The organism is Phenylobacterium aquaticum (genome assembly GCF_022695515.1).
Lineage (GTDB): Bacteria > Pseudomonadota > Alphaproteobacteria > Caulobacterales > Caulobacteraceae > Phenylobacterium > Phenylobacterium aquaticum.
The window spans coordinates 196303-210727 of record NZ_JALDPT010000001.1 but is presented as its reverse complement, the minus strand read 5'-3'; the positions used below and the strand labels follow the sequence as shown (position 1 = coordinate 210727).

Below are 14425 nucleotides of genomic sequence, written 5' to 3'. Positions count from 1 at the left end.
GGACCTCCAGCAGTTATGGCGGGCCTCAAATCGGGTTGATCCCCAGTTGGGTAGACGACCCCGCCACGGGCGTGGCCGCACCCGAGACGGCTCCCGTCGATCCCGCGGCGGCGTCCGGTCCGCCGCGCATCACGCCGGACCTCAGCGGCGCGGGATCGTTCCGCGGCGCCCGGATCGCCTTCAACCAGTTTGCGCGCACGGGCAACCGAGACGCGCTCGCCCGGGGCGTCTCCCGTTACGTGCGCGATGGCGTCGGCGGCAGCGGGCGGGCCGCGCGCCGGATGGGCGAAGCGCGCGCGGCTGCCGGCCGGCTCCTCGGGGTGGTTCGCGACGTCGCGCGGGATGGGGCGGCCGAGGCGCTGCGGCGGGTCGATCTGGCCGGTCTGGCCGGCCGCCCCGCCGAGGACGTGCTGCTTTCCCTCCTGGAAGTAATCTGCCCGCCGGGAGGCTCGCTCGACGAAGCGATCGCCAGACAGGGGATGCTGGAGGCGATCGACAGCTTGGCTGAGGAAGGGCTGGGCGCCTTCGACACGCTGACCGCGGGCCAGCTCGAAGAGTTCTTCCTCGATGTGGTCGCCCGCACCATCGAAGCCCGGATTCTCAACGACATCGGAATCAAGGGCGTGAGTATTCCCGACGATGTCGGGGCGATCGACCGGCTGCAGGCGCAGCTGCACGATTTCGTTGCCGGCACGGTCCGTGGCGAACTGGCCGGTCGGCTCAGCGGCGTCGAGAGCCTGAGTGATCGAGCGGTCGTCGGCGCGGCGAACGGCATCTACGAGGCGGCGTTCGAGATGTTGGCCATCCTGGGAGACGACGCATGAGACCCCACAGCGTCGTGTGCCGGCTCGGCGACCGGGACCGCGCGCGGATTCCCGCCGCCGCGGGGGTCCAGCAGACGGAGATCTCTTTTATCGCGGCGGATCGCCGGCTGGATTTCGGCCTGGGCCATGCGCTCGATCAATTGGCGGCGGTGGGCCTGCGGCCCAGCGAGATCGCCGTTGACCTCGGGGTGCTGGCGGCGACCCTCACCGCCGCCGACACGCGGATCAATCGGCGCTCGGAATCGCAGGATGGCTGGACGCGCGAGATTACCCTCGAAGTTCCTGTCTCCGACCCGGCGCTGTGGACATCGGTAGAAGACTTGCTGGTCCGCATGCTCAATTTCCTCACCGGCGATCGGTGGGGATTGCGCTTCCGCGCGCGGCCGGCGGGGCTGAAGCGCCTCGCGCCGGCGCCGACCCGCCTTGCGATATATCGCCCGCCGGACGTCTGTCTGTTCTCGGGCGGCCTCGACAGCTTCATCGGCGCCATCGATCTGCTGGCCGGTGGCCGTGCGCCCCTTTTCGTCAGCCACTACTGGGATGGCGTGACGAGCGCTCACCAGACCTATTGCGGCGACCGGCTGGAGAAACATTATCCGAAGGCGGGATTCATGCACCTTCGGGCGCGCGTTGGCTTCCCAACCGACGCCGTGGCCGGTTCAGGCGTCGAGAACTCGCTTCGCGGCCGTTCCTTCCTGTTCTTCGCCCTCGCGGCGCTGGCCGCGGACGCGATCAAGGACGATGTGGTGATTCATGTGCCCGAGAACGGCCTCATCTCGCTGAACGTGCCACTCGACCCCCTCCGGCTCGGATCGCTTAGCACGCGCACGACGCACCCCTTTTACATGGCGCGATGGAATGAGCTCCTCGGCCGGTTGGGCATCAAGGCAAACCTCAACAACCGCTACCGCCACCAGACTAAGGGCGAGATGGTCGCCGGTTGCGCCGATCGCGCCTTCCTCGAACGCACCGCGAAGGGGACGATGTCCTGCAGCTCGCCGGCCAAGGCGCGCTGGTCCGGCGCCCCGCCGCAGCACTGTGGCCATTGCGTCCCCTGCCTGATCCGTCGCGCTGCCCTGGTCGCCGGACTGGGCACGGATGACACCACCTATACCCTGCAAGATCTGCGCGCCGCCCCGCTCGACGCGGCGAAGGCGGAAGGCGAGCACGTCCGCTCGTTCCAGCTGGCGATCGCCCGGCATAGGGCGCGGCCCGGGTCCGCGCGGTTCCGTATCCATCAGCCCGGCCCGCTGAACGACGCGCCGGCTGAGCTTGGCGCCTATGAACAGGTTTATGTGAATGGCCTGAACGAAGTGGGCGCACTGCTGGCCGGGGTTGTGGCAAGGCCCCTCTGATGACGATGGCGACGCCGAAGCTGATCGACCTGCATTGCCACCTCGACCTCTACCCTGATCATGAGGCCCTGATCGCCGAGTGCGACCGGGGAAAGGTGGCGACCCTGGCGGTGACGACGACGCCCAAGGCGTGGCGGCGGAACGTGGAGCTCGCCAGCCGATCCGCCCACGTGCGGGTGGCCTTGGGCCTCCATCCGCAGGTGGTGGCTGACCGCAAGTCGGAGATCGCGCTCTGGGAGCAGCTCCTGCCCGAAGCCACTTATGTCGGCGAGGTCGGCCTCGACGCCGGCCCGCGGTTCTATCGATCCTTCGACGACCAGAAGGCGGTCTTCGAGCGTGTCCTTCGCGCCAGCGCGGAAGCCGGCGGGAAGATCCTCACCATCCACAGCGTCCGCGCGGTTGGCCCGGTGCTCGATCACCTTGAGCGGCACCTGCCGCCGGACCGGGGCAGGGTGGTCCTGCACTGGTTCACCGGCTCGAAGTCCGAAGCCCGGCGCGCAGCCGCTTTCGGTTGCTACTTCTCGATCAACGCGCAGATGCTGATCAAACCGCGTCACCGCGAGATCGTGGCGGGCCTGCCGCTGGACCGCTTGCTCACGGAGACCGATGGCCCGTTCACTCAGGCCGACGGTCGGCCCGCGCGCCCGTCCGATGTCGCCCTGATGCTGCCCGATCTCGCGCGGCTGCGCGGCGTCACGACGGAGACCCTGCAGCGCACGCTCGTGGAGAACCTGCGGAGCCTTGTGACGCCGACGATCGTAGGCGTTCGGCCATCGACGGGAAGGGGAGGGGATGGCCGTATTTCACAGATCGAGGTTGAAGGGATCGCGGCCGCACTGGGGGACACGGTCATCGGTCTCAGCGGCAGCGAGATCGGTCACATCCTCAGCACCCTGAAGATGGCCGATCCCGACCCGACCGCCACAAAGCGACATCGCCTCCTAGCGACTTTCGCGGCTGACCAGAACCGCCGCCAGAAGCGCACCGGCATCCTGGAATTCATCCGTCGCGCCATGGCCCCGGCCCGCTGGCTCGGCAAGCGCGACGGTTACGAGCCACTTCGTCTGCGCCTCAACGAGACGCTCGCGTTCATGGGCCTGGAGGTGGACGCGGCCGGTACGCTCGCCACGGCCACGGCGGCGGCCACCATTTCCGAGGCGGAGAAGCGGGCGCGGAACCTTAAGGCCGATCTGCTTCGGCGCAACGTCCATCCCGATGTCCTGGCGTTCTGCCGCCCGGAGTGGCTCGCTGAGAATTATTTCCACGCCGTCCTGGAGGCGGTGAAGAGCGTCGGCGACAAGCTGCGGACGCGGACGGGGTTGACGGACGATGGCGCCACCCTGGTCAACCGCGCCCTCGGCGGCGACACGCCTATGCTGGCCATCAATCCTCGCCGCACCAAGAGCGAGCAGGACGAGCAGCGGGGCTTCGCCAATCTCGTGATCGGGACGTTCGGCATGTTCCGCAATCCGACCGCTCACGAGGCGAGGATCCGTTGGGACATGAGTCTCGAAGACGCCGAGGACCTGCTTTCGTTGGTGTCGCTGATCCATCGTCGGCTAGACGCGGCGGTCATGCCGCCGCGCGCCTGAAGTTGAGTTGGGTTCGCGCGACCTCGGGTCCCCGGGCACGATGGATGGAACCCTTGGCACACGGCGATGCTGCGAAGAACGCGAACTTAGTGTCGATACGGCCCCGTTACGCACGCGGTCGATAGCGCTCGATCACCAGGTAGGCGGCGACCGCCCAGCCCGATCCAACCACCCAAAACGCCATCCATACGGAGGCCGCGTCCGTCAGGATGCAGGCCATCACGCCGACCAAGCCAGCCAGGGGCATCGCTAAGAGCAGGTCTCTGCGCCGAAACCTCACTTGCTCACTCGGGCTTAGACCGGCCCTTGGAGTCGGGCGACGGGTCGTCATTAGCGGCGATCTCACGGGCCAGATCCGCGAGACCTTTTCGGACGCTACGCTTTCGGATGCTCAAGAAGGCCTCCGCCAGCGCCTTGCCGTTGGGTTCCGCGAGGAGCTCCTCGACGACTCCACTCCAGGCTTTCGCATAGGCGTCGCCATCCGGCGTCGCCGGATCCGCGAGCCCTTCAAAGAAATGGCTAACCGGCACCTCCAAACATCGGGCCGCCTCATAGAGTCTTGAAGCGCTGATGCGGTTCGCCCCACGTTCGTATTTTTGGACCTGCTGGAAGGTCAGGCCAAGACCGCAGGCCAAGCGTTCCTGGCTCATGCCGAGCTGTCGACGCCTCAGCCGAAGGCGATTGCCAACGTGGATATCGACCTGAGCTGGCTCGGAGCCCATGTGAAGCATCTCCTCGGGCGCCAAATCCTACCGCCACCCCACTAATAGGACATATATGTCCTAGAAGTTGTCGACGCACCGTTAAATCCATCGTGCATGGATTGGAACAGGGTCGTCGGGCGCAACGTGCGGCGTCTCAGGTTGGCGCGCAAGTTGACCCAGGAGGACCTTGCCGGGGAGGCTGGCCTGGCCATGCGGCATCTGGGGCGGATCGAACGTGGGACGAGTAGTCCGACGGCCGTCATCCTCGGCCGGCTTGCAGAAGCGATGGAGGTGCGGCCTGGGGTGTTCTTTGCGGACGACCATGACGATGACGGCGCATAGCGGCAGGTCATCGTCGAAGGCCCGAAATTCTGGCTACGCGGGATAGAGATGTCGCCCGGGAACGCCCAGTTGGAAATGGCAGGCCAGGCTTGGGGTCGGCCGAAGGGCGGGCGTCCGACGCCCAACCTTCGCTCAGCCGAGCCCGCCGATGCCCATGGTTTCGACCACGGCAACGATCCGGGACGTGATCGCGGCCCCGGTGGTCAGAACAGCGACGCACCCGCCGTAGGCTTCGGCTGACGCAAGATTGACGGGGGAGCGCTCGTCAAACCAGCGCAACCCGGCTTCGAGCGTGGGATTCTCTGACTGGTGGGCCATAGCCTCTTTCCAGGCATGGCGGTAGACGTCCGCATCATCAAAGAGCATCCGCCAGATCTCACTTTCCGTACACGATGGCTGGATCGCGATCTGCACACGCCGAAGCTCGCTGTGCATTCTTTCGAGGAAGGCGCTCATGACTGCCTTCGGCTTGTTACCCGCCAACTTGCAGCGCGCTAGCTCGGCGTCTGCCACGATCCAGGCGACGGCCATGAAATATCGGGTTACGTCCGCCCGAAATTGAGCCTCGGGCGGATCGCTGATGGGACCCATGACGACCTTGTCCCGGGTGCGCGCGACGACCTCGAACAGCCGGTCTCCGATTGCGTCCAATCGTCGTTTCTCCGTTCTGCGTAGGCCGGATTGAGATCAACGGCATCTGACTGTGTATACGCACGGTCCGAGGGGTTCCCCGCAGCGGCGCCTACCAAGATCGACGCCACCCTTTGACCTCGGCGCACCGGTGCGGACTGGTCGGATCCCAGGATTTCTTAGGAAGATTTCGCCCTCAAGAGCCCATCCAGGTTCGCCTGCGGACCTGAGCTTGCGCTTGCAGCCCAGTTGGCGCGGACCGAGATCGGGATCAGCGCTTCAAAAGATCAAGCGTGCGGTTTTCCATGGCGTCTTGGGTCTCGAGCACGTTGAGATTGGCTTCGTAGGCGCGCATGGCCTGCTTCATGTCGAGCGCTTCCACTAGCCCGTCCACATTGGGCAGCAGAACATAACCGCTCGCGTCGGCGGCCGGGTGGCCAGGGCTGTATTCCTTGGAGAACGCCGAAGGGTCCGGTTTGACGCCGGCCATCTGGACACCGTCGCCGCCCTCCATCCGCAAGACCTTGAAGACAGGGACTTGCCGTCGGTACGGTTCCCCACCCGGGGTCTGGGACGTCGAGGACGAATTGGCCATGTTTTCGGCGATGACACGCATTCGCGCTTGCTCAGCCCGAAGCGCCGATGCGGCAATAGCGGCGACGCCGTCGCCCTGCATCCCGATCTTGGCCATGAGCATCCGTCCCTCGTCATCGCCTTCAGGCTCAAGCGTCGTGGTTAACGATCGATTAACGCAGCGTAAATCAGAGACTTGGAGCCTTGAGAAATCTCACTGGCCAAGACGACAACACTAACATTCCTGGAATGTTAGTGTTGTCGTCTTGGATACATCTTGCGGGCATGCGGTCTGCGGGATTCCTTCTGGGCCTCAGCGGGGCGCCGTTGGAAGTGTGCGCGACGACCAGTGCACATGGACGATCCGCCAGACGCCGGCCGTCTGTTGCAAGATCATAGTCTCCGTGGTGACCCGCGGTTGTGTCTTGCCGTCGGTTTGCGGGCGAACCGCGCCTTCCGAAGCGATCCAGGCGAAATTTCCCCCGCCGCCGCCGCTGCGACGGCTCAGGGTTTCGGTCGCCAGCTTGGCGAAGGCAGCATCGGCGGCCAGATGATGGGCCGCGTAGGCTGACCTTGAGCGCTCGGCGCCGCCGGCCTCGAAGATCAGAACCGCGTCGGCGAGCAGGCTCTCCGCTTTAGATGTGTCGCCAGCCTTCAGAGCCGCGTGGAAGGCGTCCACGACGACCGCCGCCTCGGCGGCCGCGGGGTCGAGGCGTGCGGCCGTCGGTGCAGGGCCAGCAACCGGATCGTGAGCAGATGCCGCCATCGGCGCGGCGAGCAGGGCCGCAGCGATGATCGCGACTGGTTTGGGGAGACGATCCATCTACGTGCCTTTTCAACAGGGGGAGTGCTTGTGGTCGGAGGACGGTGCAGCGAACATGCGCATCTGTGGGGGGAATGGCATTGTCCGCCGAGTTGACGCGTGAACTGCTGAGCCGGTGGCGGAACGATCCGGCCGGGGCCTATCAGAGCTGGTTCCTCTGGGAGGACCGCCTGAAGAATTTCCGGTCGATCCGTCGCGGCGTCCAACAGGTGGCCGCCGAGATCGAGGCCGAGCGATTCGGCGTCGCTTACCGCGGATCGTCCCTCGAGACTGTCGTCCATTCGATCGCCGAGCAACGACAGGTGTTCAAGGGGGCGGACCACGCTTTTCTGTGGAAGCCGAAGCTGCGGATTCCCGACATCTATGAGCACCCTGGCAATCAGCGCGCCTTTGGCCAACTGCTGGACGCCTGTGTCTGTTGCGACACCGAAGAGCATGTCCTGGCGGAGATTCACCGGATTGATGCGCTGAAGATCAAGGGTCTGGGCCCAGCGGTGGCCAATATCCTTTACTTCCTGCACCCCACCATCGCGCCGCCGTTCAACACTGCGATCGTGCGCGGCTACAACGCCTTGACCGGCGCCAATGTGAAGCTCGGCCGGTGGGACGAGTACCTGGCGATGCGGCAGGGCTTGATCGCCTTCAATCGCAAATACCGCGACTTGCTGTCCAATGACCTCGGGGCGGCCGCGGCGTTCTGTTTCGACCTGGGCATGGGGCTCTATGCGCCGCCGCCGCGCTCCAATGACGTCGCCGCGCGGGCCGACTGGGCGGCGGATCTGGCCAGAGTTCGCGCCCAGGCCATCAAACCCTCGGCGGCCGAGGCGGACGCGCGGACCCATACTGAAATCCAGGGCTGGCTGCGCGATCTGGGGCGCGCGCTCGGCTACGACGTATGGATCGCGCAGAACGACCGCGGGCGGCCATGTGGGCCCGGCCGGCTCGGCGATCATTGCCTGGAGCGATTGCCGACGGCGCTCGACAATCGCCCCGGCGCCGAAGCCGTGCGCCTGATCGATGTGCTGTGGCTGAACACGGCGGGCGCCATCGTGGCCGCCTTCGAGGTGGAGCACACGACCTCGATCTATTCCGGGATCGTGCGGATGCTCGACCTCGCGCTGGGCGGCGACGCGAGCGGCCTTCACAGCCTGTTCCTCGTCGCGCCCGACAAGCGCGAAGCGGACGTGCGCGCGCAGATCGCCCGACCGGCCTTCAGCCGGATCGCCGACCTGAGCGTGCGGTATCTTCCGTATAGCGCCCTGGAGCAGCATCGGGAGGCGATGGCCCGTTTTGGATCCGGGGTTGCAGCGCTCGAGAAGGTCTCCCACCGGCTCACCTAGCCGAAGGCCGCATATCGGTGTCGAGCTGCTCGGCGAGAAGTTTGCGCGCCCGGTAGACGCGGGTCTCGATCGTCTTGATGGACACGCCGAGGATCTGCGCGGCGTCCTGCTGACTCAGGCCTTCGAACGCCGTCAGCAGGAGAGGCTCCTTCAGAGTGGCCGGCAGCCGCGCGACCGCGCGGTCCAACCGCATCGCTTGCTCGTCTTCCAATACGATGGCCTCGGCGCTGGCCGACATGTCGGGAGCGTTCAACGCCTCACCGTCGTCGAGTCCGCCCGAACCGAAGATCACGCGGCGGACGACCATTCGACGGCCGCGGTCGCGGGCCTTGTTGATTGCGATCGTGCGCAGCCAGGCGCCGAAGGGCCGCTGCGGGTCATAGCGCTTGAGGGCGCTCCAGGCGGCGATAAAGGCCTCGTGGACGGCCTCATAGGCTTCATCAGCGTCCCCCGTGTAGCGACGTAGCAGCCGATAAAGACCATCCTTGTGGCGACCAACGAGCACCGCGAAAGCCCGATCATCTCCAGCTGCGGCCGATCGGGCGAGGAGGCTGTCGGACGCCTGAGCGTCCCCGGTCACCTCGGGTCTTCGGTCAGGGACCTGACGACCGTCTCGTCGAACCTGGCCGCCTGATCGGGCGTCAGCACCGCGCGCATCGCCAGGGTGTGCACGATCGTCTCCTTTTGCAGTTCACCCATGGCGCGGTGGAAGCGATCGATCGCCTCCTGGACCTGGGGCGTATAAGCGTGGCTCTGCTGAAAGGCCTGGGCCAGCTGGGCGTTGGCCGCCCGCATCTCAGCCTCGAGCGCCTGGCGACGAGCTTCGTGGTCACGTTCCATTCCGGCGATGCGCCTCTCCTGGTCGGCGGTCAGGCCCAGCTTCTCATGAACCAACTCATGCAACGGCGTCGGCCGCTGCATGCGATGCATGACGTATTGCGCCCCGCCCCAAACCCCGAGGATGGCCACCAGCACCGACAAGATCAGCGTCAGCGCCATGCTGCGCATCACGCTCATCGGCGGCCCTCCAGCAGGTTGGACGGCGCGAGATGGGCCCCGCTAGAGAAGGCGCCGTCGTGCTGCGGGGCCAATGCCGCCGATGCGGCGACCGCGCCGCCCGCCGTCAATCCCATCGCCAGGGCCAAACTTACGGAGGCGAAACGAACCGGCGCGAGCGCGGCGAGCGCCCGCGCATCGCGCCGACGCGCCACGATGCTTTGGCCGATCCGCGCCTCCAGTCCGTCCAAGGAACGGTCGGCCGGAGCCGCCGCCAATCGATCGACCAGCTCGTCCAAGCGCTCGCTCATGTGAAATCCTTCTAGGCCGCCCCAGAAACTATACGTTCCAGACGGGCCCAACCCCTAAAGGATCATCGGACGACACACGGCGAGCCCGCGTCGATCGGCGTTCTCGCCGCCGCAGCGGCTGTAAATCAGCCGCCGTGCGATTTCAGCCAAGCCTCAAGTTCGGCCTTGCCCTTGGTGTTCTCATCGATCGTCTTCTGCGCAATCTTCTTGGCGTCGGCGTCGGCGCCATGCCGAAGCTGGATCTGCGCCATGTCGATGGCGCCTTGGTGGTGGGCGATCATCTTGCGCGCGAACATCGCGTCAGGTGTGGCGCCCTTCGCGCTCATCATCGCCTGGTCCATCTTCTTCATGGCGGCCATGTAGTCATTCATGGCCATCATGTTGTGATCGCCCTTCATGCCCTTCATCGCCGGCATGGCGCTGTGATCCATCCCCTTCATGGCGCCCTGGGTCGACTGCGCCGAGGCCGTCGCCGCGCCCACCGAGAACGCCGCGATCACCGCGAGCGCCACTGTTGTCTTTTGCATCTTCTTTGTTCCGTTCTGACGTTGAGGCGCAACCCCGGCCGCTAGCCTGGTCACGAACGTGAGTAGAACCGCCAAAGCGTGACTTCGTTGCTCGACCACCACGAAACGATGCACGGCGAAATCCTTCCAATGATTGGAAGGGGCGGCATGGATGTGGCGTCTGTCCTTGACCACAACTTGCTCTACGGGGTGCTGCGCCCGTCGACGATGGCTGTTGAGGGGCGCGATGGCGCCAGCGCGTATCCCAAAGAGTAGCACGGAGCCTTGACCTTCCCATCATGGGAAGCCCTACGTGACGTGGGCATCGGAAGAAGGAACCTGCGGTGCCCGAAGCCTCATCCGTCGAAACCATCGACGTTTCCATCCTCGGCATGACCTGCGCCAGCTGCGTGAGCCGCGTCGAGCGGGCGATCGGCGCCGTGCCCGGCGTGCGCCGGGCGAGCGTCAATCTCGCTTCAGAGCGCGCCCATATCGAAGGTGGTGATCCCGCCGCCGTGGCCGCCGCGATTCGCGCGACAGGCTACGAGCCCCTCGAACAGACGGTCGAGCTCCAGGTCCACGGCATGACCTGCGCCAGCTGTGTCGGACGGGTCGAACGCGCGCTCAAGGCCGAGCCCGGGGTGCTCGACGCCCAGGTCAATCTGGCGACTGAACGCGCCACTGTGCGGGTCCTGGACGGGACGGTTACCTCCGAGCGGCTGGCGTCCGTGATCGGGCAGGCGGGCTACGAAGCGACGGCGGCGCAGGCTGCGGGTGGCGCGAACGAAGACCGAGAGCAGGCCGCACGGCTGGCGGAACTTGGCGCCCTGCGCCGATCCGTCATGCTCGCCGCGATCGCGACCCTGCCGCTCTTCACCTTAGAGATGGCGCGTCACGTCTCGCCCGGCGTCCACCACTGGCTGGTCACGACCTTGGGCGAACAACCCTGGCGGTTGATCAGCTTGGCGCTGGCGAGCTTCGTGCTCTTCGGTCCTGGGCTGCGCTTCTACAAGAAGGGCGTGCCCAACCTTTTGCGGGGCGCGCCGGACATGAACAGCCTCGTGGTGCTGGGCGCCACGGCGGCCTGGGCCTATTCGCTGGTGGCGACGCTATTTCCCAGGGCGCTGCCCGCCGGAACGAATAACGTCTACTACGAAGCCGCCGCCGTGATCGTGACCCTGATCCTGCTCGGCCGCTGGTTCGAGGCCCGCGCCAAGGGGCGGACGAGCGACGCGATCAAGCGTCTATTGCACCTGCAAGCCAAGACCGCGCGGGTTCAGCGGGCGGGGGAAGACGTGGAAGTGCCGATCGAGGCCGTGCGGCCCGGCGATCTGGTGATCGTCCGCCCCGGCGAGCGCATACCCGTGGATGGCGAGATCCTCGACGGCGGCTCCTTCGTCGACGAATCGATGATCAGCGGCGAGGCGATGCCAGTCGAAAAAGGCCCGGGCGCGGTCGTGATTGGCGGCACCGTGAACAAGACCGGCGCCTTCCGCTTCCGCGCCACCAAGGTTGGGGCGGATACGCTGCTGGCGCAGATCGTCCGAATGGTCGAACAGGCGCAAGGCGCCAAGCTGCCCATCCAAGCCCTGGTGGACAAGGTCACGGCCTGGTTCGTGCCCGTGGTGATCGCGCTTGCTGGGCTGACCTTCGGGGTCTGGCTGGTCTTCGGACCGGCGCCGGCGCTCGGTCTTGCCCTGGTCAACGCCGTCGCCGTGCTAATCATCGCCTGTCCCTGCGCGATGGGCTTGGCGACACCAACGTCGATCATGGTCGGCACAGGCCGGGCGGCCGAGCTCGGCGTCCTCTTTCGGCGCGGGGAATCGCTGCAGGCGCTACGCGACGTGAAGGCCGTGGTCTTTGACAAGACCGGGACGCTCACCTTGGGCCGTCCGGCCCTCACCACCTTGCAGGTCCTCGAAGGATATGAGGAGAACGAGGTCCTGGCCGCGGCCGCCAGCGTCGAGAAGCTCTCCGAGCACCCGATTGGCGAGGCGATCGTCAGCGAGGCGCGGCGTCGGGGCCTGTCCCTCCAACCGGTTACGGATTTCCAGGCCACTCCAGGCTTTGGCGTGACGGCGACGGTCGCCGGGCGTGACCTGGTGATTGGGGCCGGACGCCACCTTCAGGCCGCGGGGATGGACGTCTCCGCCTTATTGGATCGGGCGGACGCCTTGGCCGATGCGGGCGAGAGCCCGCTGTTCGTCGGCATCGATGGTCGCCTCGCGGGCCTGCTCGCGGTCGCCGACCCGATCAAGCCGACCTCGGCTCTGGCGATCACGGCGCTGCATAAACTTGGCCTGAAGGTGGCCATCGTCACCGGCGACCATCACCGCACCGCTGCGGCCGTCGCCCGCACGCTCGGGGTGGATGAGGTTCTCGCCGACGTCTTGCCCGACGGCAAGGCGCGCGCCGTGGAGCGCCTTCGAGAGCGGTTTGGCGATATCGCTTTCGTCGGCGATGGGGTCAATGACGCGCCAGCTCTTGCCACCGCCAAGGTGGGCATCGCCATGGGGCAGGGGACCGATATCGCGATCGAAAGCGCCGACGTCGTGCTAATGAGCGGCGACCTGACCGGCGTGGTGACGGCCATCGGCCTTTCGCGCGCCACGTTGCGCAACATCCGGCAGAACCTGGGCTGGGCGTTCGGCTACAACGTTGTGCTGATCCCGCTCGCCGCCGGCGCGCTCTACCCGGCCTTCGGCTGGCTTCTGTCGCCCATGCTGGCGGCGGGCGCGATGGCGCTCTCCAGTATCAGTGTTCTGACCAACGCCCTGCGCCTGCGACGTTTCAGGCCACCGGGCATCGCTGCGGCGGGGAGAACGGCATGAACATCGGCCAGGCGGCACGCGCTTCCGGCGTGTCCGCGAAGATGATCCGCTACTACGAACAGATCGGACTGATCCGGCCGGCTGAACGCACCGACAGCAACTACCGCAGCTTCAGCGAGCGCGACGTCAACGATCTGCGCTTCATCAAACGCGGCCGATCGCTAGGCTTCTCGGTCGAAGAGATCACCAATCTGCTGTCCCTTTGGCGCGATCACACCCGCCCGAGCCGCGAGGTGAAGGCGATCGCCGACGCTCATGTGTCGGACCTTCGCGCACGCATTGCAGAGATGCAGGCGATGGCCGACACCCTCACAGCGCTCTCGGAAGGTTGCGCCGGCGACGACCGATCTGACTGCCCGATCCTCATCGACCTTGCCGAGGGACCCAAGCCGCGCGCGGCCCGTATCGAAGACCACAACGGCGCGACCTCGTGAGCCGTTCGGGCTGGCTCTTGGCGCTAACGCTCTGGCCCGCCGCAGGCCAGGCGGGGCCGGCCGACTATCGGTTCGAGGCCGTGGCGCCCGTTGTCGAACGTGGCGTAGGCGTGCCGATCAAAATCCAAGTCTGGTCGCGCGCTGGCGCGGTTCTGGTTGGAGGCGTGGAGATGGGCGAGGCGCGGGTCGATCGGTCGCCGGAAGGTCAGCTCGGCGGCGCCTTGCCGGCGTTTTTCACGCCGAGCCTGGATTATGGGACTTACAACTTCCGCGCGGATCTGCCGACCGACGGGACCTGGGCGCTCAAATTCCTCGCTCGCATTCCCGGAGAAGCTCAGCCGATCGTCGGCAGCGTCACCTTCAAGGTGGTGGGCCGGATCGTGACCGACAAGCCGCCGGGACGGCGCCCCTAGTCTAGCGCGCCGTCCCGCGGACCGTCCTATTTGGGCTGAATCGACACCACTTCGGGGGTGGCTCCCGGCTTGACGGTGAAGCTCACCTGCTGGCCCACCTTGAGCCCTTTCAAGAGGGTGGGTTCGGCCTTGAACGGCATCGTCATCGCCGGCCAGCCCAGGGCCGCAATCGGGCCGTGCTGCAGGGTCACGGAGCCTCCCTTGGCATCCAGTTTCTTGATGACGCCCGCGCCCTGGGCGCCGGCGGCGGCCGGCTGACCCATGCCCGGCATCTTGCTCATGTCGTGGCCAGCCTGGGCGAAAGCGGGGCCGCCGAGCGCGAGCGCCGTGATGGCGGCGAGTAGCAATTTCATTCGAATCTCCTGGTCTTGAACAAAGGGGTACGAAGCGCTGGGCTTACAGCTCGTCTCGCTAGGATTACGCATGACGCGTGTCGCGGCCCTCAACGGCGGCTACCGCCGGGGTGGGCCGCCGATCAAGCTGCCGCCGCGACATAGCCGGCGTCCGCGATCGCTCGAATGATCGCACTTGCGTCTGCTGTGGTCTCGGCCTCGACCCGCTTGGCGCCCAGGTCCACCCGTACGTCCGCTTTCGGATCGACGCTTTTCACGGCGTCGGTCACGGACCGCACGCAGTGCCCGCAAGTCATGCCTTCAATGTTTAGGCGAAGCATGTCTCATCTCCTCGTTAGGTTCACTTCGTCCTAGCACGTAAGGATTCCCACGGTGGGAAGGTCAAGGGTGGCAGCCGT

The 14425-nt window shown here is 66.2% G+C and carries 18 protein-coding genes; 8 read left to right on the top strand and 10 right to left on the bottom strand.

The annotated features are described in order from the left end of the window. Positions 1-71 precede the first annotated feature (71 nt). From qatB to qatD, 3 genes are read left to right on the top strand one after another with little or no spacing between them, the layout of a single operon-like run. The gene (gene qatB / locus MQH10_RS00935) at positions 72-824 is read left to right on the top strand and encodes a Qat anti-phage system associated protein QatB (RefSeq protein ID WP_242562196.1); all 753 of its coding nucleotides are present in this window, start codon (positions 72-74) and stop codon (positions 822-824) included. Beyond that, on the top strand, positions 821-2179 hold the full coding sequence (gene qatC, locus MQH10_RS00930) for a Qat anti-phage system QueC-like protein QatC (protein WP_242562195.1): 1359 nt from the start codon (positions 821-823) through the stop codon (positions 2177-2179). The genes qatB and qatC overlap by 4 nt, the downstream gene beginning before the upstream one ends. Then, positions 2179-3771 carry a Qat anti-phage system TatD family nuclease QatD gene (gene qatD / locus MQH10_RS00925; RefSeq protein ID WP_242562194.1) on the top strand — a complete coding sequence of 531 codons (1593 nt, stop codon included), beginning with the start codon at positions 2179-2181 and terminating at the stop codon, positions 3769-3771. The genes qatC and qatD overlap by 1 nt, the downstream gene beginning before the upstream one ends. Positions 3772-4055: 284 nt before the next feature. Here the strand turns inward: qatD and MQH10_RS00920 are convergent, their stop codons facing one another. Beyond that, positions 4056-4493, bottom strand: a complete 438-nt coding sequence (locus tag MQH10_RS00920) for a helix-turn-helix domain-containing protein (RefSeq protein WP_242562193.1) — start codon at positions 4491-4493, stop codon at positions 4056-4058. 96 nt (positions 4494-4589) lie between these two features. Between MQH10_RS00920 and MQH10_RS00915 the strand changes: the two genes are divergently transcribed. Continuing rightward, entirely contained in the window at positions 4590-4817 is a 228-nt protein-coding gene (locus MQH10_RS00915) for a helix-turn-helix domain-containing protein (RefSeq protein ID WP_242562192.1), read from the top strand. Positions 4818-4949: 132 nt separating this feature from the next. Here the strand turns inward: MQH10_RS00915 and MQH10_RS00910 are convergent, their stop codons facing one another. From MQH10_RS00910 to MQH10_RS00900, 3 genes are all read right to left on the bottom strand, one after another. After that, positions 4950-5468, bottom strand: coding sequence for a hypothetical protein (locus MQH10_RS00910; protein ID WP_242562191.1), 519 nt, complete (start codon positions 5466-5468; stop codon positions 4950-4952). Between the two features lie 250 nt (positions 5469-5718). Further along, on the bottom strand, positions 5719-6138 hold the full coding sequence (flgC, locus tag MQH10_RS00905) for a flagellar basal body rod protein FlgC (protein WP_242562190.1): 420 nt from the start codon (positions 6136-6138) through the stop codon (positions 5719-5721). 195 nt (positions 6139-6333) lie between these two features. Then, the gene (locus tag MQH10_RS00900; RefSeq protein ID WP_242562189.1) at positions 6334-6843 is read right to left on the bottom strand and encodes a nuclear transport factor 2 family protein; all 510 of its coding nucleotides are present in this window, start codon (positions 6841-6843) and stop codon (positions 6334-6336) included. A 209-nt stretch (positions 6844-7052) separates the two neighbouring features. Between MQH10_RS00900 and MQH10_RS00895 the strand changes: the two genes are divergently transcribed. Further along, positions 7053-8183: a type II restriction endonuclease gene (locus MQH10_RS00895; RefSeq protein WP_242562188.1), complete on the top strand. Its 1131-nt coding sequence runs from the start codon at positions 7053-7055 to the stop codon at positions 8181-8183. On the opposite strand, the gene MQH10_RS00890 is transcribed toward MQH10_RS00895, so the two are convergent. The 4 genes from MQH10_RS00890 to MQH10_RS00875 all read right to left on the bottom strand — a co-directional run bounded on the left by MQH10_RS00890 (position 8176) and on the right by MQH10_RS00875 (position 10191). Next, on the bottom strand, positions 8176-8763 hold the full coding sequence (locus MQH10_RS00890) for an RNA polymerase sigma factor (RefSeq protein WP_242562187.1): 588 nt from the start codon (positions 8761-8763) through the stop codon (positions 8176-8178). The genes MQH10_RS00895 and MQH10_RS00890 overlap by 8 nt on opposite strands. Beyond that, a complete protein-coding gene (locus tag MQH10_RS00885) occupies positions 8760-9200 on the bottom strand; it encodes a Spy/CpxP family protein refolding chaperone (RefSeq protein ID WP_242562186.1) in 441 nt (146 codons plus the stop codon). The genes MQH10_RS00890 and MQH10_RS00885 overlap by 4 nt, the downstream gene beginning before the upstream one ends. Then, positions 9197-9478: a hypothetical protein gene (locus MQH10_RS00880; protein ID WP_242562185.1), complete on the bottom strand. Its 282-nt coding sequence runs from the start codon at positions 9476-9478 to the stop codon at positions 9197-9199. The genes MQH10_RS00885 and MQH10_RS00880 overlap by 4 nt, the downstream gene beginning before the upstream one ends. A gap of 137 nt (positions 9479-9615) precedes the next feature. Then, complete coding sequence (locus tag MQH10_RS00875; RefSeq protein ID WP_242562184.1) at positions 9616-10191, bottom strand: DUF305 domain-containing protein; 576 nt, start codon at positions 10189-10191, stop codon at positions 9616-9618. A 149-nt stretch (positions 10192-10340) separates the two neighbouring features. Between MQH10_RS00875 and MQH10_RS00870 the strand changes: the two genes are divergently transcribed. From MQH10_RS00870 to MQH10_RS00860, 3 genes are all read left to right on the top strand, one after another. Continuing rightward, positions 10341-12827: a heavy metal translocating P-type ATPase gene (locus MQH10_RS00870; RefSeq protein ID WP_336605019.1), complete on the top strand. Its 2487-nt coding sequence runs from the start codon at positions 10341-10343 to the stop codon at positions 12825-12827. Then, a complete protein-coding gene (gene cueR, locus MQH10_RS00865) occupies positions 12824-13261 on the top strand; it encodes a Cu(I)-responsive transcriptional regulator (RefSeq protein WP_242562183.1) in 438 nt (145 codons plus the stop codon). The genes MQH10_RS00870 and cueR overlap by 4 nt, the downstream gene beginning before the upstream one ends. 110 nt (positions 13262-13371) lie before the next feature. Then, complete coding sequence (locus MQH10_RS00860; RefSeq protein ID WP_242562182.1) at positions 13372-13674, top strand: hypothetical protein; 303 nt, start codon at positions 13372-13374, stop codon at positions 13672-13674. A gap of 26 nt (positions 13675-13700) precedes the next feature. Here MQH10_RS00860 and MQH10_RS00855 read toward each other — a convergent pair whose 3' ends face one another. Beyond that, positions 13701-14027, bottom strand: coding sequence for a copper-binding protein (locus MQH10_RS00855; RefSeq protein WP_242562181.1), 327 nt, complete (start codon positions 14025-14027; stop codon positions 13701-13703). A 122-nt stretch (positions 14028-14149) separates the two neighbouring features. Next, a complete protein-coding gene (locus tag MQH10_RS00850; protein WP_242562180.1) occupies positions 14150-14347 on the bottom strand; it encodes a heavy-metal-associated domain-containing protein in 198 nt (65 codons plus the stop codon). Between the last annotated feature and the right edge of the window lie 78 nt (positions 14348-14425).

What these genes read in the sequence shown, in the direction of transcription:
- MQH10_RS00885 (WP_242562186.1), bottom strand. Translation starts at nt 9,200, where the DNA reads ATGAGCGTGATGCGCAGCATGGCGCTGACGCTGATCTTGTCGGTGCTG.
- qatD (WP_242562194.1), top strand. Translation starts at nt 2,179, where the DNA reads ATGACGATGGCGACGCCGAAGCTGATCGACCTGCATTGCCACCTCGAC.
- MQH10_RS00920 (WP_242562193.1), bottom strand. Translation starts at nt 4,493, where the DNA reads ATGGGCTCCGAGCCAGCTCAGGTCGATATCCACGTTGGCAATCGCCTT.
- qatC (WP_242562195.1), top strand. Translation starts at nt 821, where the DNA reads ATGAGACCCCACAGCGTCGTGTGCCGGCTCGGCGACCGGGACCGCGCG.
- MQH10_RS00850 (WP_242562180.1), bottom strand. Translation starts at nt 14,347, where the DNA reads ATGCTTCGCCTAAACATTGAAGGCATGACTTGCGGGCACTGCGTGCGG.
- flgC (WP_242562190.1), bottom strand. Translation starts at nt 6,138, where the DNA reads ATGGCCAAGATCGGGATGCAGGGCGACGGCGTCGCCGCTATTGCCGCA.
- MQH10_RS00915 (WP_242562192.1), top strand. Translation starts at nt 4,590, where the DNA reads ATGGATTGGAACAGGGTCGTCGGGCGCAACGTGCGGCGTCTCAGGTTG.
- MQH10_RS00855 (WP_242562181.1), bottom strand. Translation starts at nt 14,027, where the DNA reads ATGAAATTGCTACTCGCCGCCATCACGGCGCTCGCGCTCGGCGGCCCC.
- cueR (WP_242562183.1), top strand. Translation starts at nt 12,824, where the DNA reads ATGAACATCGGCCAGGCGGCACGCGCTTCCGGCGTGTCCGCGAAGATG.
- MQH10_RS00900 (WP_242562189.1), bottom strand. Translation starts at nt 6,843, where the DNA reads ATGGATCGTCTCCCCAAACCAGTCGCGATCATCGCTGCGGCCCTGCTC.